Source organism: Methanomassiliicoccus sp., from assembly GCA_012719175.1.
Taxonomy (GTDB): domain Archaea; phylum Thermoplasmatota; class Thermoplasmata; order Methanomassiliicoccales; family Methanomassiliicoccaceae; genus UBA6.
Map to the genome: position 1 here is coordinate 18068 of JAAYAX010000003.1, position 21281 is coordinate 39348.

Below are 21281 nucleotides of genomic sequence, written 5' to 3' on the forward strand. Positions count from 1 at the left end.
CTGAAAAAGATGCACCGTTTTGTAATGGTTTGTTCCAGACGATGGAGACAGGTAAGGGAGCTCTTATCCCAGTCCGGTCATCCGCCGCGGTCGGAGGGAGGGCCGGGGGATGGACCATCGTATCCGAATCGACCGCCAGCAGCGACCGTCTCCTCGACCGCGAACCGGCAGCCTTGCGGGGTGACGGGGAGCCCGAAATGTCCAGGGTTCCTTCGCCTCTTCCTCGGCCTCGCACTGTTAGGTCTCCGGTCCATCTAACTCACCCTGTTCCCGGAAAGAGTGGTGCCCGTCCCGCTGTTGGTGATGCCCGTGGTGCAGGAATAGCAGACATTGTTGGTGATTACGCCGTTCTTGACATCTGCCGTTACAGCTATTCCAGTACCACAATGGTTGACGGTGTTGCCGCTGATCACGATCCCGGTCAGGGGAGAGACGTCCCAGGTGCCGACCCATATGCCATATCCAGAGTGGGCGGAGTCGCCCGAGGTTATGGTGTTGCCGGTGATGGTGGCGCTCAGGCAGCCCGCGACATAGATCGCTCTGCCGGTCCCAGTGGGTCTGATGACGTTGTCAGTGATCTTACACCCATCGGCCTTGTGCATGTATATCCCTATGGTGCTCTTGCCCTTGCCGATGATGGTGCAGCCATCGATCGTGGTCTGCCCCCCGTTTATGGAGAATCCGTAGTCCATGGCCTCGAAGGTGCTGTCATAGTACTCGTTGCCGACCGAGGCCACCGCTCCCTTGGGCCACATGTACGCGGCGCAGGTCAGCTGCTTCACGCCGTTGGTGTACCAGCTGGTCAGGTCGTGGACGTAGCAGTTACGAACAACGTTGTAGTTGCCCGGCTCCCAGTTAATACCGACCATGGAGCAGTAGGATATGTCGCAGTTCTCCACGAGATTGTGGTCAGAGCCGACGTCCGGGAACATGTTTCCGGCGCACACACCGTTGCCGTAGGACCCGTTGGTTGTGGACTTGGCCAGGTTCCCTATGTAGGAGATGGTGCAGTTCCGGACGATGTTGTAGGACGACGCCTGGAAGTTCACACCATGGCTCTTGGGGAAGTGATGGATATACATGTTCTCGATAGTACAGTAGGTGGCTCTAATCGGCTCCACGGCACCAAAGGTACCTGTGGGCCAAGAAAGGCCCTTTCCGTCCAGCTCCATATCGCTCAGGGTGATGTGGTTGATCGCAGCCCCCGACTTGGTGGACATTTGGATCATAGTGATCCCACCGAAGTTCTGGGAGGCGTACAGCTTGGTCTTATCAACGCCGCTTCCTATGAGGTTCTTGTACACGTATATCTTGGCGGATATCGGGAAGCTACCTGCGTCCAGCTTTACGGTCTTACCCGTTGGGCAGTTGTCGATGGCCCACTGGATGGCCGCGGTCGCTGTGGCCGTCCCCGAGGAGGGGTAGACCGTAGATCCCGCAGCGTTCTTGACCACGCCGTTCTGAGATACAAGATAGTAGTATGGTACGGTCGTGGTGGAGGGGGCTGTGGCAGTGAAGGTGACGCTCACCGATGAACCGTTGTTCATGGAGTCACCGGCGAAGGTGGCTATGAACACATATGTGCCCAGGCTCGAGGGCGTGTAATCGATCACGAACTCGCCATCAGCATCCGTGACCGTGGTCATACCGGTGGTTGGGTTGACGACGGAGCCGCTAGGCAACTGTACCTGAAGGGTTAGGGTCGCTCCCGCTATGGGGCCCGATCCAGTAAGGACCCCGTCAGCATGCATTACCATGCCGGTCTTCACGCTGCTGGATGCCAGGGTCAGGGAGATGGATGTAGCGCTCTTTACGATGACAGGGGCCGCCACCTCCGACGATATGGCGGCGCGGGTTCCCTCGAAGGAGCCGTCGCCAGCAAAGTCGAACTGGAACTGGTAGGTTCCCGTATTGGCGGGGGAGAAGGTCACGATGAACGATCCCTGAGCGTCAGTGAGAACCTGAGGGCCTTGTACAGGGGAAACAGTGGAACCATCCGGCCGGACGACCACCGCTCCGATCTGGGCACCAGCTATGAGCGTGTTACCCTGGTCAGTGTTCCCAATGAGGGTTCCCGCGATCTCCATAACATCCCCGACCTTAACGGATGAGGATGTCAGCTCCAAGGCCATCGATGTGGGAGCCTTCACCACGGTCACCAGCTGTTCCTCATGGACCTCGAACTGTGTATTGCCTGAGGCTTGAGAGTACCGGTTGGTGCCCGCAAATATGGCCAGGATCGTATAATTACCAACGGTGGTGGGGATATAGTCGACGGTGAAACCACCGGTGGGGTCTGTGTTCGCGAACTTTCCTTGAGCTGGCACATCGATGGAGCCGTCAGGACACAGGACGTGCAGCCTGACGACCGTGTCTTGGTTCCATGCTATTCCAGATAGCTGGCCATTGATGTGGACATTGGAATTCAGCTGCGCTACCACATTTTCTTGGACAAGGGTGATGGATGTGGCGATCTTGTTGTAGCTTAATAAATGGCCCAGATCTGATGTGGCCATGTCGACCGAAGCGTTCGAATTCTCATCGTCCAGCTTCATGGCCGAAGGATTATTGGCTGGCAACGTGGTCAAAGCTGATGTTACCATCAATACTGCCATCGCCATCGCTCCAAAGCACAATGCGAGTTTGTTACTATATATTCTAGATAATTTCGCCATTCCATCAACTCGGAGTAATTTTCACCTTCTATTTTTCCATCAATATTTTATTCTGTTATTATTTTCCTTCCAGATTCTATTAATTTATTAGTATAAATCTAATCCAATTTTTTATTAGGGTCATTAAAATCCGAAACATGCTATATAATCAACTATCCAAAATGCCCCCAATGATTATGAAAAATGATAGTAATTATATTTTAATGTATTAATATAATATAACTTAAAGTATATTCATATCCAGATCCTAATGACGAGTTGCGCCCTGAACCGTTCCGACCAGCCCCGATCGCATTCGATCTTGATGTATGGCTCGATGGTCCCTGAGATATATCTTTTTGCTACCAGAAGCTAGTGTCGCGTGGGATCCTGCCATTCTCGTTGGTCTATGGGATCGGACGGCAATCAGGCATTTCTTCATTAGAACCTTCTTAGGACGATTGACATCGGTAGGCCACTAACCGACCTATTGAGAACGGTGCTTGGATGCCCTTAGAAACTGCGTCCAGGAGCGTCAGTTTGGTGCACATCTCTTTACCGTCCCGCTCTCAGCATCCAGGCACTTATGCCGCTGTACGATGTATCGTCCTTATGTGCGGTGGGGAGAAGATGCTCGGACCGGTCGGGCGATAACACCAACGAACGTTCGTGGTTACCCTGCTATTCCATGCCCTGCTCCTTGTTATCATTTAGCATAATATAAATATCTGTACCTTATTTAGACTCCTTGCACAACACAGGTAGGGTACGTTGAACTGTCGTTCTCTGAACACTCCAACTCTCTACCGCCTACTGTGTGAGTCCCATAGCATCATTTAATTCAGGAGGAGCAGGGGAGGAGAGAGATGGTCGATACGTTCGTGTTCGCAGCATGTGCTATTGCATATCTGGCTGCCACTATGTTCTTAGGATACCTTGGCTACCGTCATACTAGAGGGGCTGAGGATTTCATGGTTGCGGGAAGAAAGGTGAGCCCCGTCATTCTGGGATTGTCCTATGGGGCTACGTTCATCAGTACCTCCGCGATCGTCGGCTTCGGCGGTCTGGCCTCGTTATACGGGACCGGATTGATCTGGCTTACTGTTCTTAACATAGGGGTGGGGATCTTTGTCGCATTTGTGATATACGGCAAGAAGACCCGTTCCATCGGTCGTGAGCTTGGTGCGGTCACTTTCCCCGACCTCCTGGGTAAGAGGTTCAAATCTCCCTTCATGCAATATACCGCAGGCTCGCTGATGCTCGTCGCCATGCCGCTCTACACTGCGGCGATAATGATCGGCGGGGCCTGGTTCATCAACACCACATTCAACATAGACTATAACTTAGCGCTAATAGGGTTCTCCTTAATCACGGTCACCTACGTGGTCTTCGGCGGGCTACTCGCCGTCATGTACACCGACGCCTTTCAGGGGGCGCTGATGCTGATAGGTATGACCCTCCTTCTCGCCTTTACTTTGGTGAACGTTGGCGGTGTGACCGATGGATTCACAAGCCTCAGCAACCTGTCACCCCAGGTCCCTGCTTTCCTGCAGAGCGGCGGTCTCAATTCCTGGACGGCCATGCCGGAGTTGGGTTCCAGCATATGGTACACTCTGGTCACGACCATCGTTATGGGCGTGGGGATCGGGGTGCTGGCGCAGCCTCAGCTCAGTGTCCGGTTCATGACGGCAAAGGACACCAAGAGCCTGAACCGTGCGGTCATGGTGGGTGGGCCGTTCATCCTGATGATGACCGGGGTAGCCTTCACGGTCGGGGCCCTCTCCAATGTTTGGTTCTGGGAGAACAAGGGCCAGATAGCATATACAGCGGCCGGTAACAACGTTGACAATGTGATCCCGCTGTACATCAATCAGGCCACCCCGGAACTTTTCGTTGTTCTCTTCCTCATCGTGCTCCTGGCGGCGGCGATGTCCACTCTTAGTGCGATCTTTCACACCATGGGGACGACTGCGGGATATGATCTCTATAAGCACATCATGAAGAAGGATGAGCCGTCGAAGCGGGTCACGCAGATCGCCACGGCCATCATGATGGTGGTCAGCATCATCGTGGCCTTCCTGATGCCATCCAACATCATCGCCCGGGCCACCGCCATGTTCATGGGCCTGTGCGCTTGCGCGTTCCTGCCCGCTCTGACCTATGGGCTGTACAATAAGAGCCCATACGCCTTGCCGGCAAAGCTCTCCCTGAGCGCAGGGGCACTCACATGGTTCCTATGGACGGTGTTCGTGCACACCTCAGAAGCAAAGCCGCTTGGCATAAGTAATGTCCTGTTCGGGCAGGTCACGCTGCTGGGAGCTCCGTTCAACGTTATAGACCCGCTAATTGTCGGACTTCCCGTTTCCATCATCGCCCTGGTGATAGGACTAGTCATCGTCAAATATAAGGCCACGGACAAGAGAAAGGGGTCCCAAAAGATTGAGCAGTGAGGGCAGTCGGCCCTCATGCGGCACCACCTTTCCTTGGTGGGTCTAGCTGGCCTCCCGCCTGCCCGAGCGGGGGTAGCCGGATCACGGCCTTTGTTGCAGCTCCAGCTGATAGAATTCCGAAAAGCTCCAAACCTTGACCTTCTGGAAGGAAGGGAAGGCTTCGAGCACCTGCTCCTCGCTTAGCCTCTCCTCCAGGGGCGGCCCGAAGCTGGTCTCTCGCCGGGGAAAGTCCACTATGCTCAGCATCCCCCCTGCCCTCATGCACCTCCGAAGCTCGGAGTGAAGAAGGGGCAGGTCATCGACCTCATGAACCACGTTGACCATGACCGCCCTATCGATGGACGCATCGGCCAAGGGCAGTAGAGGCAGCTCCGCCAAGATGGTCACGATCCTTTCACCTAGGTCCTCCGGAACATGCTCTGCGAGCCGGTCCAGCATGGCCTGCTGGGCATCGATCGCATACACCTTGGTCACGCGGGCGGCAAGAGGGAGGGTGATGTAGCCTGTGCCGCATCCCAGGTCGGCCACGGTCTCTGAAGGCCGAGGGGACATGCGCTGCACAATATCTTCGGCAGGTTGGACCTTTCGCCGGGATTCATCGCTCAATCTTTTGCTGTGGTCCGCGGAAAAACGGTGTCCGGTCACGTCTTCACCTCCAGTATGGCCTTTTTTATCTTAAGGCTCCCGCCGTCCCGGACGGTGTGGGTCTCGCTCTCCAAGATCCTCATGGACATGGTGTGCAAGGGCGAGTCCAACACCGTGGTCTCGTATTCCCCACCCTCTCCGGCCAGGTTCATTCCCCGACGCAGAGCAACCTTACGCAAGGTTTCCAGCATCGCGGCGTCTATCTCCTTACCCAGCCAGGATGTCTCCAGGCCATCGGCTGAAACACTTACCAGGAGGGTTTTTATGCCTGAATCCAGGAGCTCGTCCATCAGCATCCCTTGGTCCTTTCTCCAAAGCGGCGAGAACACCCTGAGGTCCAGCCCCTCGCATACATGGTTGATGCGGTCCCACTGATAGTCTGAGGCGATGGCTCCCGTGACCACTCCTTCGACCTCCAGCCCCGAAAGGACCTGGCTTAAGGCCTTCAGGTCGTCCTCCTCGGTGCCGGAACTGTCCACGGTCACCAGCTTCATGCCCATGGCCTCCGCCATCAGGGGAAGGACGTCAAGATTGGGCGTATGAAATACCCAGGAGTGGGGATCTCTTGGACGTACGTTCACCAGAATGCCGACCTCATGGCCCTGCCCCTCCATGATATAGGTGGCGAGCACGGAGTCCTTGCCCCCTGAGAACAGAGTGGCCAATCTCATGCGGTCTGATAGTCTGCCCTGCCTATAAGTCTTGAGGCGGACCATAATTAATTATCAAGATGCCGTATTGCTCCCTCCATGTACTGCCCCCGCTGTGAGCGTAGTATCAAGAAGGACGACCTGGAGCGGTTGAACGAGGAGCTGAAATCGAAGTTCCAGCGGGACTCCCTGGAACGTGGGGAGTGCCCAGTGTGCGGCACCCGCCTCATCGATCTTAACAAGAGGAAGGTGACGCAGTGAGGCTTGACTCCTTACCATCCACGGAGTTCAAGAGGATCATGGAAGGGCGGCCCATCGTGTTCCTTCCCATCGGAGGGACGGAAGCTCATTCCTCTCACCTTCCTCTTTGTACCGACTCCGTTCAACCGGAGTTCGTGGCCGATGCCGTTGCGGAGAGGGTCAACGGCCTGGTGGCGCCACCCCTGCGGTACGCGTTCCACTCCTCCACCCGCAACATGCCGGGCACACTGACATTGGGGTTCGAGACCACCATCCGGGTGGTCTACGACATATTGATGTCCCTGATCTCCAATGGTGCAGATAAGCTGGTGGTCATCAGCGGCCATGCCGGGAGCTCCCACATGAACGCCCTGCGGCAGGCTTGCGTGGAAGTGGTAGAGGAAACGGGAGTAAGGCTCATGCTGCTCACCGACTACGACCTGGTCAAGCGGTTCCCCGAGGACCAACAAGGGGATGGCCATGGGGGGAAGATGGAGACGGCGAGGATGATGGACATAGCGCCCGATCTGGTGAGGCCCCAAGACAAGGTGGGCCGGTACGTCAGCCAGGGCTACATGATATTGTCCGACCCGGAGAGGTCCATGCCTGACGGCTTCGTGGGGGACGCACCGTCGGCCACAGCGGAGCTGGGTAGGAGGCTAAACTCCTTCATCGTCGATGAGCTCACCAAGGAGGTTAAGGCATCCTTCGGGGTGGAGTGATGATCGGCAAGAAGCAGCAGGCGGCCAAGCGAGCGGTGGAGTATGTCCAGGACGGCATGGTCCTGGGGCTGGGAACAGGATCGACGACCAAACTTGCCGTGGACGAGATCGGTATGCTGGTCAAGGAAGGCTACGATCTAGTGGGGATCCCCACATCCCTGGAGACAGAGAGGCAGGCTAGATCGTTGGGCATACCGTTGACGACCCTTGACCAGGTTGAGGCCATAGACCTAACCATAGATGGGGCTGACGAGGTCGACCCCCATCTGAACCTTATAAAGGGGTTGGGCGGGGCGTTGCTGAGGGAGAAGATCGTCGCCTATCACTCAAGGCGGGAGATCATAATCGTGGACGACTCCAAGATGGTGGACGTCCTAGGAATGAGAACCCCCTTGCCAGTGGAAGTCGCCAAGTTCAGCCATATAAAGACCCGGAGAACCCTGGAAAGCTTAGGGTGCAAGGCCTCCCTAAGGGGAGGAGAAATACCATTCACTACCGATAATGGGAATTTCATTTACGATTGTAAGTTCAACGCTATCGAGGACCCGTTAGGACTGGAGAGCAAGCTGAACTCCATACCTGGGGTATTGGAGAACGGCCTGTTTCTCGAGCTGGCGAACTGTGTTGTGATCGGAACAGATGATGGACCGAAGGTCCAGACAAAACGTTAGGTCTGCTGCTGAACAGCCTGCTTCAGAGCCTTAACGTTGTTCTGGATCTCTTCAATCCTTTTAATCTCTTCCTTCTCAAGGGTCTCGATTATCTTGTCGAACGGCAAGGCCAGTTTGTACGAGTGGACCGGTCTCCCTTTCCCTTCCTTCTTTATGTCCCGTTTGATGACCCACTTGCGTCGCCTAAGCTCCTGCATGGCGATGGAGACCTCTGGCTGCCTCAAAGCGGTAGATATCTCTATCTCCACCGAGGTGGTCTCCTCCTTTTTACGCAGGAATACCAGCGTCTTGGCGACGTTCTTTGGCATATCCGTACGCATGAGGAGCTTGACGAGGGTTTCATCCTTTTTTGTGAAGCCTCTCTCATTCATAATTTATCTTAAGCAATTATTAATCAATGCATATATATCATTTTCTATTTCTTTTTTTGAAAATCAACCCTTCTTTAAATCCAGAATATTACATTTCAAACAATTCATCGCATTATTATCAAATATTAAAGACAATAAATGATGACAATCCATCATAATAATCGGAAAAAAATGTACATTTCGTTAATCATGCCCTGTTCAAGACATCTTATGGGCAAGGGTCCTTTTTAACCCGATATCGGAAAAGATGGAGGTTGTCGGGCCTTCCATTGAAGGCTGCATCGTGCGTGTGAACGGCCGCTAAATGACGGGCCTTAACGGCCATCCTCGATAGCCTAAAAATAGCGCATCCAGATGGTCAATTCATACCCACCTCTGGATTGCTAATGTTTTAAATAGATAATGCGTATTAGGAGTCCTCACTTCGTATGGTGTTAATATGAAGATGCCTCACACTGTCAAAACCTATTGCCCTTGGTGTAAAACTCACACAGCTCATGAAGTAGAGAGAGTAAAGAAGAAGAAAGCCAGCGAGCTAAAGTGGGGGCAGCGTAGATTCAGGAGAGCGACCTCCGGATACGGTGGTTTTCCCAGGCCAAAACCTGAAGGAAGGGAGAAGCCGACGAAGAGGGTCTCCCTCCGCTACAGGTGCAAGACCTGCAAGAAGGCGTTGCAGAGGCCGTGCTTCAGGGCCAAAAAGTTCGAGCTGGAGGAGTGATTTTCATGGCAGAGGTTCAGACTGGTAAGTTCATTAAGGTAAGGTGCCCCGACTGCAGCAACGAGCAGATCACCTTCAAGAACCCCGCCACCAACGTGACCTGTAATGTCTGCGGTTCCACCTTGGTAAAGGCCAAGGGCGGTGCAGGAGAGTTGCGAGGAACGCTGGTTGAGGTGGTCGATTAAGAATGGTACGCTCTAGCGACTTCCCTGAAGAGAGCGAGCTGGTCGTTTGTACGGTCCAGAGCGTCAAGAACTTCGGTGCCTTCGTCTCCCTCGATGAGTACGGGAACAAGGAGGGCTTCATCCATATCAGGGACGTCGCAACCGGATGGGTCAAGTACATCCGCGATTACGTCCGCGAAGGACAGAAGATAGTGTGCAAGGTCCTGGGCGTGGACTCGTCCAAGGGACATATCGACCTCTCCCTCAAGTCCGTGAACGAGCACCAGAAGAGGGAGAAGATCCAGCAATGGAAGAACGAGAACAAGGCCGACAAGCTCATCGAGATCGTGGCCGAGCGTCTCAACATCAAGAAAGAGGAGTCGTACGAGCAATTCGGCTATGATCTGATAGACAGCTTCGGAACCTTGTTCGGCGCTTTCGAAACGGTGGCAGCACACCCTGAATCCTTGGACGAGGAGGAACTTTCGGGGCCTTGGACAAAAACGTTCATCGATGTGGCCAAGGAGAATGTTACCCCCTCTTATGTTCAGATCGACGGGTACATGGATATGACCTGTCCCCTACCAGATGGGGTCGATCGCATCAAGGACGCGCTGATCGCCGGCATAGTAAACTCAAAGGAGCAGGTCAAGATCCAATACATCGGTGCACCCAAGTACCGCGTTGTTGTGGCCGCTGCCGATTACAAGACCGCCGAAGAGGAGATGAAGCAGGTCAGCAACACCATCATCGGCTCCATGCAATCCTGCGGTGGGAAGGCGACCTTCCACCGCGAGGGAAAGTGATATTACTCACTAACGGATGTATTATTATTCGAAAGCCGTGTCTGACACCGGTCATTTCTGGAAAGGTTGAATAATGAGAACGTCGCTCAGAAAATGTCCTCGTTGCGTCGAATATACGTTATCGGATGAATGTCCCCGATGCGGCTCCAGGACAGACACCCCGATACCTCCCAGATATTCCCCTGAGGATAGATATGGAGAATATCGCCGAAGGTTGAGGAAGGAGAGTGGTCATCATGGAAAAGATCAAGTCAATATTCAGTGAACAACCGCAGTTCGACGCTCCTATACTGGTGGAAGGCCTTCCGGGCGTTGGGAATGTCGGGAAGCTCGCAGCAGAGCATCTGCTAGATCAGCTCAAAGCTACAAAGTTCGCGGACATCTATTCCTCTTATTTCCCTCCTCAGGTCGTGGTGGACGAGGAGGGGGTCGTAAAGTTGGTCAACAACGAGCTTTATTACTCTAAAGCGGACGGGAAGCACCCTGACCTCATCATCCTCGTTGGCGACTACCAAGGTCTGACACCGGAAGGGCAGTACGACCTATCGGACCACATTATCCAGCTTTGCCAGGGATGGGGGGTCAAGACCATCTTCACCTTAGGAGGCTATGGCATCGGCAAGATGGTGGAGGAACCTCGGGTCCTGGGAGCGGCCACCAGCAAGGAGGTCGTGGAGGAGATGAAGGCCAAGGGGGTCATCTTCTCCAAGGGCGAACCGGGATCGGGCATCGTGGGCGCCAGCGGACTCCTGCTCGGTCTCAGTAAGGTCTATGGCTTCCCGGCCGTGTGCCTGATGGGGGAGACCTCCGGCTATTTCGTAGACCCCAAAGGGGCAGAGGCGGTCCTGAGGATCCTAGCATCGATCCTCAACGTGGAGATCGACTTCTCCGACCTGGAGTCCAAGGCCGAGCAGATCGACCTGATCACATCCAAGCTCAAGGAGATCGAGACCCCGGCTGAGCCGAAGAGAGAGGACCTTGGTTACATCGGTTGACCTTTTCCACCGTCCTTTCAATCTTCTTATTTTTCATAATTTATCTCACGGCAGAGCAAGCGCTCCGTTCATCATGAAGAGTGAATTAATGGTTCATTTTATTAAAATAAAAAAAGGAGGTCGGAGGAAGACCGAGTTGTTAGTGCATCCCATCCCATCTTTCAGCCCTACTTCCTCAAGTAATCTATTTCGAACTGTTCCATGGCGGCAAGGGTCTTTTCTGCCTCCTCCATCTTCTTGACCTTCTCCATAACTACGTCTACCCGCACGTAGATGAAATCCCTTATAGCCGCCCGGATCGCTTCAGAGCGTGAAGGGAAATCGTCCACCTTCACAAGGAAGTCCAGTGCTCTGACGTAGCGTTCAGGGAGGCGTATTGTGACCTTCTCCAGTTCTGGCTCTTCCATGTTCCCACCATGCAACACAAGAGAGGTCGGTTAGACCTCTTTTGTCGGACAAGAAAATACTATCAGACTATATAATAATTAGCGGTGTTCATATACAATCGTGATAATGAAAAAAACTCCTTTCGACGTCTTTATTATTTTGTCTGGCTAAGCATCTGGCTAGCTTCTGCAGGGTAAGTTCTAAATATAGAATCCGTAATAGGGATGGTGCCCCCCGACTTAGCTCAGTCTGGCTAGAGCGGCTGACTGTAGTGGGTTTCCGGCATGTCCGGTAAATCAGCCGCCGATATCAGCAGGCCCCCGGTTCAAATCCGGGAGTCGGGACCATTCTAACCATCAATTCCTCACCGACACTTGCACTTTTATCATCCATCGAAATGCAGCCACCTTACTGATCCTTTTCCTAGACGATCAGCCCAACAGCGAGTTGGCCGCATCCTCGGCATCGACCAATACCTTCTCCTCGTCCATGGTGGTCAAGACGCCCTCCAACATGACCGCCCGGCCATCGCAAAGGACGGACTTAACGTTCCCTCCGCAGGCGGAGTACACTAGGTTCGATACAATCGTATCCGGCCTGGCGGGACGAAGGTTGGCGGCCTTGCCGTTCAATATCACCAGGTCGGCCTTCTTACCTACCTCTATGGACCCTATGAGTTGGTCCATCCTCACCGCCCGAGCCGCCTCTATGGTGGCCAGATCAAGCACCTTCTGGGCCGGGAGCACGGTAGGGTCCCAGCGATTAGCTTTCTGCAGGAGGGAGAGGGTCTTCATCTCACCGAAGAGGTCCAGGCTGTTGTTCGTTGTGGACCCATCGGTCCCGATGGAGACTGTCACTCCATTCTGGAACATCTCCGGGAGGGGTGCCACTCCCCCTGTCGCCAGCTTCATATTGGAACAGGGGCAGGTGGATACTTTGGTGCCCGCCGCAGCCAGGGCCCGAACCTCGTTGATGGTGAGCCATGCGGCATGCGCGGCCACGCAGTGATCGTTGAGGAATCCTATGGATGAAAGATAGTCCCCAGGCCTCTTGCCTTCCTTGCGCTTGCAGTCGGACACCTCCTTGCGCGTTTCCGACAGGTGGAAGGTGAGGAGCAGATCGTTCTCCAATGCGTAGTCGCGAGCTCCGAGGAGAGTCTCGGTGGAGCACACATATACGCCTTGGATGCCCACCGCAGGGTAGATGCGTTCACTTCCTTTGAACTGCTGGTGGAAGCGCTTGCAGTTCTCCAGGGGATCTCCTCTCTGGGTGGTGTACTGCTGGTCCAAGACGGCCCAGCCCAGGATCCCACGTATGCCTGCCTGCTCTACCGCCCCAGCGATAATATCCTCGGAGTAGTACAGGTCCAGGAAAGTTGTGGTGCCAGAGCGTATCATCTCCACGCAGCCCTGGGCAGCCCCTGCACGGATATCCCTGTCTGTTCTCTTGGCATCCACGGCGAACACCTTGTCCAGGAACTGGGGGAAGGGGAGGTCGTCAGCTATGGACTTCAGTATGGCCATGGAAACGTGGGTGTGAGTGTTTACCAACCCTGGGATGATTATATCGCCGGTCGCATCGATCTCTACATCCGCTGAGCCGCGGACGGTTCCACCGACCTGTTCTATGGTTCCGTCCCTAATCATCATGTCCCCACGTATGATGTGACGTTCTGCGTCCTGGGTGACGATATTTGCATCCCTGATGACGGTTAGCATCTGACCAACAGGCCATGATTATGGATATTAATTAACGTTATCCGTCTGGGAAGTTTGTTAAGAACGTATGGTGTTAGGGTCCTGTAATAGGTGGGGCAACATTGACCAGCATAACATTCTTGGGGACGGGTGGTGGAAGGTTCGCCACCATATACCAGATCCGGGCCACGGGGGGCATATACTTGAACGATGGTCCCCGGATCCATCTGGACCCCGGCCCTTCCGCCCTGATGGGGATGCGGAAGCTTGCGTTGGATCCCGCAAAGACAGATGCGGTCCTCATTTCACATTGCCATCCCGACCATTACGCGGACGCAGAGATGCTCATCGAGGGGATGACCAAAGGGGGCTTCAAACGTTCTGGGACTCTTGTAGGCAGCATCAGTGCGATCAAGGGGGCCGATGGATTCAGCCAGGCCGTGTCTGAGTACCACCAGTCCATAGTGGAAAGAGTGGAAACGGTGGAGGCCGGGTCCTCCTTCACCGTGAAAGGGATGAAGGTGGATGCCACGAGGACGTCCCACAACGATCCTGCTGGAGTGGGTTTCAAGTTCCATACCTCATCGGGGGTCATCTCGTACGTCGGGGACACCGAGTACGCGGACTACCTCCAGGCTGAGCATGCAGGGTGTAGGGTGCTGGTCCTGAACCTTACCCGGCCCCTCAACTCCAGGGTGCCTAAGCATCTATGCACCGAGGACGCCGCCCAGCTGGCCACGGAGATCTCGCCGGAGGTGGTCATCCTGACCCACTTCGGGATGCGGTTGGTGCATGAGGGAGTAAAGAAGCAAGCGGAGCACATCGAGAAGGCCTCGGGGGCACGCACCATAGCTGCCGAGGACCTCATGACCGTTCAGATCGGTAAGACTATTCGCTCTACCCGCTCGCGGGGGTGGGAGATCATCGGGGACGGCAAGGGGCCTGTGCACCTTGACGCATGACTTTTTTTCATCTGGATGTCCATTATTTTCTCTGTGGAAAATACATTTGCTTGACAAAGAGGCAAAAATTAGTAATACTTATACCGCGTAAATTCTATGATGATAATCTGCCAAATAGTGGGCTTTTTAGGTAGTGGAAAGACCACACTACTAGTTCAATTAGGTTCAGAGCTGGGCAAGGAAGGTAAAAAGGTCGCCATCATTGTAAACGAGATCGGGGAGATTGGGGTCGATGGAGCGGTCATCGATTCCTTCGGGTTCCAGAGCGTGGAGCTCACCGAGGGATGCATCTGCTGCACCTTGGCAGGAAGCCTTCAGAACACCTTGAAGATATTAAGCAAGGAGTATCAGCCCGACCTTATCATAATAGAGCCCACAGGAATAGCCCTACCCAACATCATCAAGAAAATGGTTCGCATCGCTATGGTGGGAGAGGATGCGATGTACACCATCGGGATCGTGGACGCTTTCAGGGCAGAGAAGCTGTTCAAGCAGGCTGAGACCTTCTGCAGGACCCAGATCGATGGGTCGGACATCGTGGCCATCAACAAGATCGACCTGGTCGACGATGGGCTCCGCGACAAGGTAAGTGAGATGGTGAGAGATATCACTCCCAAATCAAAGATCGTTTTCATCTCGGCAAAACAGGCCAAGGGGCTGGAGAGCCTGTTGGAGCTACTGAGGGAAGCACCATGAGCGAAGATACCAAGAAGATGGCCGACACCGGGGCCCATGGTATGAAGCTGACCTTTCACGCTCATCCGCCCATCCCTTCCGACGAGTTCGTCTCCCTCATGGAGGGCCTGTTGGTCTCTGTCGGAGATAAGGTCAATGAGATGGGGAAGGTCCTGATAGGACATGCCAAGACGTTCATCACCACGCCCTTCGGTACCCTGAAGGTAAACCTCATCGATACTGACCTCGGAGCAGAGACGCTGAACAGACTGTCCTCGCCCGCAGTGGAAGAAGGTGAGATGAAGTTCATGTGTGTGCTCATGGGGCTGTCAGACCATGAGGTTGAGGAGATCATGGAAGAGAGCCTTGAGGGCTTGAACGACCGCATGGAGATCGAGGTAGAGGAGCACGAGCATCAGCACGAGCATCAGCACGAGCACGAGCATCAGCAATGAGGTGATCAAATGGAGAAATACGGACTAGCCATAGATGTGGGAACGAGCGGTACAAGAATGCATGCGGTGGACCTGGACTCGAAGAAGATCATCTCCACAGCAATAACCATGCGCCATCCTGTTCCAGGTGCGAACGTCATGGATCACCTGACTTTCTGCATCGAGGTGGACAGAGGACTGGCCCACAGATTGCTGATCGACACCTCCAACAGGCTCATGAAGCTGCTGGACATCGATCTCAAAAAAGTGGAGAGGGTGGCCATCTGTGGTAACCCTATCCAGCTCTCGATATACCAGGACATGGAGGTACGTGACCTGGCCTTCGCCATGCCTAATGCGCTTAAGAGCCGAGGGGTCGAGCTACAGAAGAGGGATGCGACGGTCCTCAACGCTGCGGATATCGGGCTGGAGCTGTCTGACAATGTCGAGCTATATGTGCCCCCCGCCATCCGCCACGAGATCGGTGCGGACGCTCTGGCCATGATGTATAAGACCAACCTGTTGGACCGGAAGGAGAACGTCCTGGTCACCGACTATGGTACCAATGCCGAGATGGCCCTCAAGGTCGGTGATGAGATCTACACCGGCTCGGCCGCGGCCGGTCCGGCCATCGAGGGACAGTCCATAAAGGCTGGTATGCTGGCAGCTCCGGGAGCCATCAGCGACGTGGATGCGTTCATGGACTGGAAGTGCATCGTTCTCGACGATGCCATCCTGGCTCAGGAGGGTGACACGGTCAACCCCAACACCGGAACGGTGGTCACGGAGAGCGCCATGCACGGGAAGGCGACCGGTATCACCGGTACCGGTGTCATCGCGGCCATCGCAGAGGGTCTGAGCAACGGCCTGATAAAGATGCCTCACATCAACACCGTCGATGGCAGGCTCCACCTTCAGGATGGGGTTATACTCACCGAGCACGATATTGTCGAGGCCTCCAAGACCTTCGGTGCCATGAGGGCCGGTCACTTCACCTTGCTGGAGCACGCGGGGCTCAAGTTCGAGGAACTGGACATCATGTACATGAGCGGGGCGTCTGGTACGTACGTGGACGCCCACAAGGCGCAGAGGGTAGGACTGCTACCTCCGTCCTGCGGTCAGATCTTCCAGTACGGGAACACCTCTCTGGCCCTGGCCCTGGACCTGGTCCGGGACCCCGGACTGTTGGACAACCTGCAGTCGCTGGCCAACTCCATACGTGCCAACCACGTCATGTTCGCCACCGACAAGGTGTTCGAGACCGTGTTCATTCAGGAGCTGGCATATTGGACCGAGGGAATGCCTATGGAGATGTACAACATGATGCTGGGCCTCCAGGACATCCAGCCCCTGCCGGAGAAGATCAAGGATGCCCAGGTCACTCGTACCGTGCTCAGGGACATACCCGATCTAGGTTACAAGGGACTGAGGGTCCTCAGGGACATAGGCATCTTCATGGAGGGATCGTTCGAGGGTTGCATCGGTTGCAGCAAGTGCGTCGATGATTGCCCCGAGAACGCCATCACCATGACCCCCATGGGCGATACGTATAACATGAGGATCGCCTCCGACCTATGCAACGGAACCGCCTGCTTGCGCTGCGAGAGGGTCTGCCCCGAGAAGGTCTTCAAAGTGAAGGAGCTGCAGAAGAACATTTTAAAATAAAAATAGGAGAGGGGTCAGCCCTCCCCTATACTTTCCTTCTTTCTGATCTACCGTTCTGTTTCTGAATTAGTGGGGCATGGGACCGGCCTATGCTTTGATGGGGTCCGCTCCATCTCGACCTGCTTACATCTCATAGTTCTTTGGATTGAATAGGGGGACGTCCTTGTAGGCCTTGAGGCACATCTCCTGGAAGAGACCTTCCTCATCAGGTAGGGCTGACAGGTCGGTGATGATGCGACGAAGCATGTCCTGCTCGTGCTTGGATAATCTCAGCTTACCTGCCTTGTTCTCCTCCTCGATTAGCCTGGCCGCGGTCATGCCTGCAGCCTTGGAGCGGAGGTAGATATCGTTTCCATATTCCACTATGGCCTGACCGATCTTGTAGGCATTATCATAGGCCAGGATGAAAGCCTCCGGACTGCGGTACCGGTCCGTGGCCATGTACAGGTCACGGAGGAGCCGGTCCTGCTTCAGCTGCTTGGCCATGTTCATAAGGGCGGCCTCATATCCTATGGAGCCTAGCCAGCACTGAACGGACGATCCGCCGAACTCGGGGTGGTATTCCACGGACTCGTTGGACCACAGGTCGCACACCTGAGCTATGAGATTTCCCATGAGGTCAGCGTGGGCGCACTGGCAGTTCTTACCCTCCTGGGCCGTGGGTTTACCAGCGATGGCCTTGACGATGGGGCCCTCGTATCCGCAGTCCTTATCGGGGCCGGTAGCCCCGCACTCCCACGCCACCAGGGTCTTGGCGGAGGCGATGGCTCTGGTGACCGCGGCGAAGGTGCGGGGGATGTCCCGGTCGAGGTAACCGCCAGCCATGAACATAGAGGTGTTCGCGCCTGCGCAATTGGTGTCCCCACCGGCACGGACCTTGTTCTTCTTGGCGATGTCGACGATCTGGGGCCATATCCACGCCATGTCGATGGAGCCGAGGTAGCCGATGCCGAACAACCACCCACGGATGTCCTGGCGCAGGATAGCGTAGTCGGCGACCTCCTTGCCCCCCGTGGACTCGATGGAGAGCAGATCCGCCCCGTTCTCGGCCGCGACCTCGATCGATTCCACACACTTCTCTGGATAACTGTGCTTCTTGTCCATGTCGATGCGCAGACCCTCCTCCGCTAGTCGGGGGTCGGCAACTGTATGGCGGATGGATAGAGCGATTCCATACTCATCATGGTAGTTCTGCATCATCTCCTTCTGGCCTGCGACCACCGGCTTCTCGTACCTCTGAGGCTCGTTGACCATCTGGAAGATGTGCTCGTTCTCCAGCTGCACCGTGGGGAAGCCCAGGGTGATCGCCCTGTCCAGTATGTCCTTGGTTATGTAGTCGACGTACTCCCTCCTGAGGGACTCAGGACTCTTCTCCGCGCCCGGCCGGGGGGCAAAGTTGATCTCCGGGACCACGACACCCGCTCCCACTGTCTGCCCCAGACCATAGGAGACGGGATACCTGGCCTCACCAAACACCATCTCGTCCGGGGATCCGTACTCCATCCTCGTGTATCTCTTGATAGCCATTTTGATGCCTCCTACTCCTTAGCTGCCGTAAGTTTATCCCAGTTCTCCCGGAGACGCCTCCAGTCGTAACCCTCCATGGTCTTATTGGCCAGGGCCGGACCCTGTATGGCCTTGGCCGCGAACACCCCCATGGGATAGGACTCCACGAACGCACGGTTCACCGCCCCGCCCGCGCATATGAAGGGGATGTTGATCCCCCGCTCCCGAAGCTTTTCGGAGATCTTGGGGAACGCGGACATGGTGGTGGTCATGAGCGCGGTGCCGGTCAATATCGCCGGCTTTTCGTTCTCCACGGTGGTTATGACGTCCTGTATGGATACATCCCTCCCCATGTCCACGACAGTGTAGCCGTTGGACTTCAGGAGCACGGCAGCTATGTTCTTGCCGATGTCGTGGGGGTCTCCTTCGGCCACGTGCATAACCACCTTGCCTCGTGTCTCGCGTGCCCCCTGCATCTGGGACTCGCACAGCTTCACCCCTTTGTCCATGACCTCGGCGGCCACCATCACGTGCGGAAGGTAGTAGATGCCCCTTCCATATAGCTCACCCACTATGTCCATACCCTTGATGAGGCCTTGCTCGATCACCTCCTCTGGACTATAGTTCTTCAGGGCCGAGGCCACATTCTCCGTGATGTTCTTAGAGCGCATGAAAACGACATCCTCGACCACCTTTCGGAGGTAGGGGTCCTTAGGCACCATTCTCGCCGCCAGCTCCTCAGGTGACTCCTTGGACTCCATCTGGATATCGTATCTTCTTAGAACACGGTCAAAGTTCACACTCTTAAGATCTAACATGCTCGTACCTCCTTAAAGCCTATCGCGGGGAGATTATGATAATCCGCTCTCCGCTGTTTTCGCTCACGAGTTCTATACCGATTACCTGCCTTCGATAAGGCCGTCAGGGGTCATATCTTTTTGGTGCCCTTCCTTCGCCCCGTTCGGAAAAAAATGAAGATGATGGAATGTACCCGCATCTTGTCTACCATATGAGAACATGGAGTGGCAGATGATCGTTGGAGCTCTGTCCCCGAAGCCATGCTCTCATTGGGCCCGGGCCCGCTCTTAAATGCGGCATTGTCGATGTTAGCTCCGTAGAGCAAAAGCCTTTTTCTGGAAACGGTTATCCTGCCATCATGGTCCTGGAGGATGATGTTCTAAAGAAGATATCGCCCACGCCAGAAAGAAGGAAGGCGATACAGAGGAGCGTCAACTCCCTGCTGGCAAGGACGAAGGAAGAGGCCGACAAGGAAGGCCTCGAACTGAGGGTGACCCTGGTGGGCTCGGTGGCCAAGGACACTTTCCTTCGGGAGCCGGATATCGACATATTCATCCTCTTCCCAGAAACCATTCCTCGCGCACGGTTGGAAGCGGCTGGTCTGGCTATAGGCAAGAGGATCCTGAGCGTCCACGAGGAGCGCTATGCCGAGCACCCCTATGTGCATGGTAAGTGGGATGATCTGGAGGTGGACCTCGTTCCCTGCTACCAGATAACCGACACGGCCTTGCTAAGGTCCGCGGTGGACCGCACCCCCTTCCACACCAAATACGTTCAGTCCCATCTAGGGGAGGGACAGAAGGGAGAGGTCCGCTTGTTGAAGCAGTTCGCCAAGGGGATCGGCGTGTACGGGGCCGAGGCCAGGGTGCAGGGCTTCTCCGGCTATCTCCTGGAGCTGCTGGTGATGAGGTATGATACCTTCAGGGAGGTGCTGGAGGCCAGTGAGGGCTGGGCCAGGGGCACTGCCATATGGCTGGAGAAGAAGGGTACAAAGAAGTTCGATGAGCCGTTCATATTCTACGATCCTGTGGACAGTAAAAGGAACGTGGCCTCAGCGCTGTCCCCGAACTGCCTGGCACTGTTCATCTTCGCAGCACGAGCATACTTGAAAGAGCCGTCCGAGCGGTTCTTCTTCCCCCGAAGGCGCGAGCCGTTGGAACTGCGATCGGTGAAAGCGATGCTGGAAGAGCGGGGGAGCGGGGTGCTTCTGGTAAGCATGGAGAGGCCGTCCCTGATCGATGACAACCTCTACCCTCAGATCAGAAGGAGCCTCGACGGCCTCCGCGCTCTCCTGGCGTCTCATGACTTCAGGGTCATAGACCGCGCCTTCCATGTTGCCGAGGACCTCAGCTTCATTCTGGAGTTGGAAGAGCTTGTCCTATCAAGAGGAAGGAGGCACTCAGGCCCACCGGCGTGGATCGATAACGCCTCCTCGTTCTTGGAGCGATGGGGGAACGATGGCCTAAGCCGCCCTTTCCTAGAGGATGGCCATTGGACAGTGGTGGCTCCCCGGGACTACCCTTCGGCGGACGACCTGGTCAGGGCTAAGCTATCGACGGCCGCGTTGGGCAGCGACATAAGAAAAAAGATGTCCGCGGAAGTGCGGATGGGGGAAGAGGTGCTGATAGAGGAGAACCGACCCTTGCTATCCGCATTATTGGATAAAAGAATGAGTTGGGAGATCTGAGCGCCGTTCAGATGAACGGCTCGTTGAGCAACAATATCCAGATTCCCAGGGAGAGTAGCATGTACAGGGCAAGGTTACCGATCATGGTCTTCTTGTCAATGTCGCTCATGCTTATCTTCATGTACCTCAGCACGTAATTGAGGGTGACAGCCCCTATCAAATACACTATGAGGCCGAATATCACGCCCAAGACATTGCCGACCAGCGCGGCCACGACCCCGAACGCTCCGGCTATGATCGCGGTCAGCATCAAGGCCTTGGTTCCTACAATGTCCTTAACGAGAAAGGCTTTCTCATCGAACTCTGGAGGGACCCACTCGTATTCCGGTTCCTTCTCTTCCTTTCTCTTCTTTCGGGCCATTTCGAAGCTCCCTGATGGCAGTT

24 protein-coding genes and 1 tRNA gene are annotated in these 21281 nt (G+C 55.1%); 15 read left to right on the top strand and 10 right to left on the bottom strand.

Translation table 11 applies throughout. The features are described 5' to 3' along the window. Positions 1–77: 77 nt before the first annotated feature. Together GXX95_00255 and GXX95_00260 are read right to left on the bottom strand one after the other, a co-directional pair. Positions 78–254, bottom strand: a complete 177-nt coding sequence (locus tag GXX95_00255; protein NLT36578.1) for a hypothetical protein — start codon at positions 252–254, stop codon at positions 78–80. After that, positions 255–2615 carry a hypothetical protein gene (locus tag GXX95_00260; GenBank protein NLT36579.1) on the bottom strand — a complete coding sequence of 787 codons (2361 nt, stop codon included), beginning with the start codon at positions 2613–2615 and terminating at the stop codon, positions 255–257. 905 nt (positions 2616–3520) lie between these two features. Between GXX95_00260 and GXX95_00265 the strand changes: the two genes are divergently transcribed. Further along, positions 3521–5104 (top strand): sodium:solute symporter family protein, encoded by a 1584-nt coding sequence (locus tag GXX95_00265; GenBank protein NLT36580.1) that lies wholly within the window; start codon positions 3521–3523, stop codon positions 5102–5104. 81 nt (positions 5105–5185) lie between these two features. Here GXX95_00265 and GXX95_00270 read toward each other — a convergent pair whose 3' ends face one another. After that, positions 5186–5749, bottom strand: a complete 564-nt coding sequence (locus GXX95_00270) for a methyltransferase domain-containing protein (GenBank protein NLT36581.1) — start codon at positions 5747–5749, stop codon at positions 5186–5188. Next, entirely contained in the window at positions 5746–6420 is a 675-nt protein-coding gene (locus GXX95_00275; protein NLT36582.1) for a diphthine--ammonia ligase, read from the bottom strand. The genes GXX95_00270 and GXX95_00275 overlap by 4 nt, the downstream gene beginning before the upstream one ends. Before the next feature lie 78 nt (positions 6421–6498). On the opposite strand from GXX95_00275, the gene GXX95_00280 reads away from it, so the two are divergent. From GXX95_00280 to rpiA, 3 genes are read left to right on the top strand one after another with little or no spacing between them, the layout of a single operon-like run. Then, positions 6499–6660, top strand: a complete 162-nt coding sequence (locus GXX95_00280; protein ID NLT36583.1) for a hypothetical protein — start codon at positions 6499–6501, stop codon at positions 6658–6660. Further along, a complete protein-coding gene (locus tag GXX95_00285; GenBank protein ID NLT36584.1) occupies positions 6657–7361 on the top strand; it encodes a creatininase family protein in 705 nt (234 codons plus the stop codon). Before GXX95_00280 ends, GXX95_00285 begins: the two co-directional genes overlap by 4 nt. Before the next feature lie 2 nt (positions 7362–7363). Then, entirely contained in the window at positions 7364–8032 is a 669-nt protein-coding gene (gene rpiA / locus GXX95_00290) for a ribose-5-phosphate isomerase RpiA (protein ID NLT36585.1), read from the top strand. Here the strand turns inward: rpiA and GXX95_00295 are convergent. Beyond that, positions 8029–8403 carry an ArsR family transcriptional regulator gene (locus tag GXX95_00295; protein NLT36586.1) on the bottom strand — a complete coding sequence of 125 codons (375 nt, stop codon included), beginning with the start codon at positions 8401–8403 and terminating at the stop codon, positions 8029–8031. The two genes, rpiA and GXX95_00295, sit on opposite strands and share 4 nt — an antisense overlap. Before the next feature lie 439 nt (positions 8404–8842). Between GXX95_00295 and GXX95_00300 the strand changes: the two genes are divergently transcribed. From GXX95_00300 to GXX95_00320, 5 genes are all read left to right on the top strand, one after another. Continuing rightward, positions 8843–9121 (top strand): 50S ribosomal protein L44e, encoded by a 279-nt coding sequence (locus tag GXX95_00300; protein NLT36587.1) that lies wholly within the window; start codon positions 8843–8845, stop codon positions 9119–9121. Between the two features lie 5 nt (positions 9122–9126). Continuing rightward, positions 9127–9306 (top strand): 30S ribosomal protein S27e, encoded by a 180-nt coding sequence (locus GXX95_00305; protein ID NLT36588.1) that lies wholly within the window; start codon positions 9127–9129, stop codon positions 9304–9306. Positions 9307–9308: 2 nt separating this feature from the next. Further along, complete coding sequence (locus tag GXX95_00310) at positions 9309–10091, top strand: translation initiation factor IF-2 subunit alpha (protein ID NLT36589.1); 783 nt, start codon at positions 9309–9311, stop codon at positions 10089–10091. Between the two features lie 73 nt (positions 10092–10164). Continuing rightward, the gene (locus tag GXX95_00315) at positions 10165–10356 is read left to right on the top strand and encodes an RNA-protein complex protein Nop10 (protein NLT36590.1); all 192 of its coding nucleotides are present in this window, start codon (positions 10165–10167) and stop codon (positions 10354–10356) included. Continuing rightward, a complete protein-coding gene (locus GXX95_00320) occupies positions 10328–11086 on the top strand; it encodes a proteasome assembly chaperone family protein (GenBank protein ID NLT36591.1) in 759 nt (252 codons plus the stop codon). The genes GXX95_00315 and GXX95_00320 overlap by 29 nt, the downstream gene beginning before the upstream one ends. A 167-nt stretch (positions 11087–11253) precedes the next feature. On the opposite strand, the gene GXX95_00325 is transcribed toward GXX95_00320, so the two are convergent. Then, positions 11254–11478 (bottom strand): ribbon-helix-helix protein, CopG family, encoded by a 225-nt coding sequence (locus GXX95_00325; GenBank protein ID NLT36592.1) that lies wholly within the window; start codon positions 11476–11478, stop codon positions 11254–11256. Between the two features lie 228 nt (positions 11479–11706). Between GXX95_00325 and GXX95_00330 the strand changes: the two genes are divergently transcribed. Beyond that, positions 11707–11820: transfer RNA gene (locus GXX95_00330), tRNA-Tyr, on the top strand. A gap of 84 nt (positions 11821–11904) precedes the next feature. Here the strand turns inward: GXX95_00330 and GXX95_00335 are convergent. Continuing rightward, positions 11905–13191: an amidohydrolase family protein gene (locus GXX95_00335; GenBank protein NLT36593.1), complete on the bottom strand. Its 1287-nt coding sequence runs from the start codon at positions 13189–13191 to the stop codon at positions 11905–11907. A 101-nt stretch (positions 13192–13292) separates the two neighbouring features. Here GXX95_00335 and GXX95_00340 point away from each other — a divergent pair, with 101 nt between their 5' ends. From GXX95_00340 to GXX95_00355, 4 genes are all read left to right on the top strand, one after another. Further along, positions 13293–14132 (top strand): MBL fold metallo-hydrolase, encoded by an 840-nt coding sequence (locus GXX95_00340; protein NLT36594.1) that lies wholly within the window; start codon positions 13293–13295, stop codon positions 14130–14132. A 99-nt stretch (positions 14133–14231) separates the two neighbouring features. After that, positions 14232–14828: a GTP-binding protein gene (locus GXX95_00345; protein ID NLT36595.1), complete on the top strand. Its 597-nt coding sequence runs from the start codon at positions 14232–14234 to the stop codon at positions 14826–14828. Next, positions 14825–15262 (top strand): hypothetical protein, encoded by a 438-nt coding sequence (locus GXX95_00350; GenBank protein ID NLT36596.1) that lies wholly within the window; start codon positions 14825–14827, stop codon positions 15260–15262. The genes GXX95_00345 and GXX95_00350 overlap by 4 nt, the downstream gene beginning before the upstream one ends. A gap of 9 nt (positions 15263–15271) precedes the next feature. Further along, positions 15272–16906 (top strand): methylamine methyltransferase corrinoid protein reductive activase, encoded by a 1635-nt coding sequence (locus GXX95_00355; protein NLT36597.1) that lies wholly within the window; start codon positions 15272–15274, stop codon positions 16904–16906. Between the two features lie 123 nt (positions 16907–17029). On the opposite strand, the gene GXX95_00360 is transcribed toward GXX95_00355, so the two are convergent. Continuing rightward, positions 17030–18433, bottom strand: coding sequence for a methanol--corrinoid methyltransferase (locus GXX95_00360; protein NLT36598.1), 1404 nt, complete (start codon positions 18431–18433; stop codon positions 17030–17032). A gap of 11 nt (positions 18434–18444) precedes the next feature. After that, positions 18445–19230, bottom strand: coding sequence for a methanol--corrinoid methyltransferase (locus GXX95_00365; protein NLT36599.1), 786 nt, complete (start codon positions 19228–19230; stop codon positions 18445–18447). Between the two features lie 338 nt (positions 19231–19568). Here GXX95_00365 and cca point away from each other — a divergent pair, with 338 nt between their 5' ends. Then, positions 19569–20897 carry a CCA tRNA nucleotidyltransferase gene (gene cca, locus GXX95_00370; protein ID NLT36600.1) on the top strand — a complete coding sequence of 443 codons (1329 nt, stop codon included), beginning with the start codon at positions 19569–19571 and terminating at the stop codon, positions 20895–20897. 7 nt (positions 20898–20904) lie between these two features. Here the strand turns inward: cca and GXX95_00375 are convergent, their stop codons facing one another. Beyond that, entirely contained in the window at positions 20905–21258 is a 354-nt protein-coding gene (locus tag GXX95_00375; GenBank protein ID NLT36601.1) for a hypothetical protein, read from the bottom strand. Positions 21259–21281 lie beyond the last annotated feature (23 nt).

What these genes read in the sequence shown, in the direction of transcription:
- GXX95_00345 (NLT36595.1), top strand. Translation starts at nt 14,232, where the DNA reads ATGATAATCTGCCAAATAGTGGGCTTTTTAGGTAGTGGAAAGACCACA.
- GXX95_00305 (NLT36588.1), top strand. Translation starts at nt 9,127, where the DNA reads ATGGCAGAGGTTCAGACTGGTAAGTTCATTAAGGTAAGGTGCCCCGAC.
- GXX95_00265 (NLT36580.1), top strand. Translation starts at nt 3,521, where the DNA reads ATGGTCGATACGTTCGTGTTCGCAGCATGTGCTATTGCATATCTGGCT.
- GXX95_00300 (NLT36587.1), top strand. Translation starts at nt 8,843, where the DNA reads ATGAAGATGCCTCACACTGTCAAAACCTATTGCCCTTGGTGTAAAACT.
- GXX95_00365 (NLT36599.1), bottom strand. Translation starts at nt 19,230, where the DNA reads ATGTTAGATCTTAAGAGTGTGAACTTTGACCGTGTTCTAAGAAGATAC.
- GXX95_00295 (NLT36586.1), bottom strand. Translation starts at nt 8,403, where the DNA reads ATGAATGAGAGAGGCTTCACAAAAAAGGATGAAACCCTCGTCAAGCTC.
- GXX95_00375 (NLT36601.1), bottom strand. Translation starts at nt 21,258, where the DNA reads ATGGCCCGAAAGAAGAGAAAGGAAGAGAAGGAACCGGAATACGAGTGG.
- GXX95_00320 (NLT36591.1), top strand. Translation starts at nt 10,328, where the DNA reads ATGGAAAAGATCAAGTCAATATTCAGTGAACAACCGCAGTTCGACGCT.
- GXX95_00310 (NLT36589.1), top strand. Translation starts at nt 9,309, where the DNA reads ATGGTACGCTCTAGCGACTTCCCTGAAGAGAGCGAGCTGGTCGTTTGT.
- GXX95_00315 (NLT36590.1), top strand. Translation starts at nt 10,165, where the DNA reads ATGAGAACGTCGCTCAGAAAATGTCCTCGTTGCGTCGAATATACGTTA.
- GXX95_00255 (NLT36578.1), bottom strand. Translation starts at nt 254, where the DNA reads ATGGACCGGAGACCTAACAGTGCGAGGCCGAGGAAGAGGCGAAGGAAC.
- GXX95_00260 (NLT36579.1), bottom strand. Translation starts at nt 2,615, where the DNA reads ATGGCAGTATTGATGGTAACATCAGCTTTGACCACGTTGCCAGCCAAT.
- GXX95_00355 (NLT36597.1), top strand. Translation starts at nt 15,272, where the DNA reads ATGGAGAAATACGGACTAGCCATAGATGTGGGAACGAGCGGTACAAGA.
- cca (NLT36600.1), top strand. Translation starts at nt 19,569, where the DNA reads ATGGTCCTGGAGGATGATGTTCTAAAGAAGATATCGCCCACGCCAGAA.
- GXX95_00275 (NLT36582.1), bottom strand. Translation starts at nt 6,420, where the DNA reads ATGAGATTGGCCACTCTGTTCTCAGGGGGCAAGGACTCCGTGCTCGCC.
- GXX95_00280 (NLT36583.1), top strand. Translation starts at nt 6,499, where the DNA reads ATGTACTGCCCCCGCTGTGAGCGTAGTATCAAGAAGGACGACCTGGAG.
- GXX95_00350 (NLT36596.1), top strand. Translation starts at nt 14,825, where the DNA reads ATGAGCGAAGATACCAAGAAGATGGCCGACACCGGGGCCCATGGTATG.
- GXX95_00360 (NLT36598.1), bottom strand. Translation starts at nt 18,433, where the DNA reads ATGGCTATCAAGAGATACACGAGGATGGAGTACGGATCCCCGGACGAG.
- GXX95_00335 (NLT36593.1), bottom strand. Translation starts at nt 13,191, where the DNA reads ATGCTAACCGTCATCAGGGATGCAAATATCGTCACCCAGGACGCAGAA.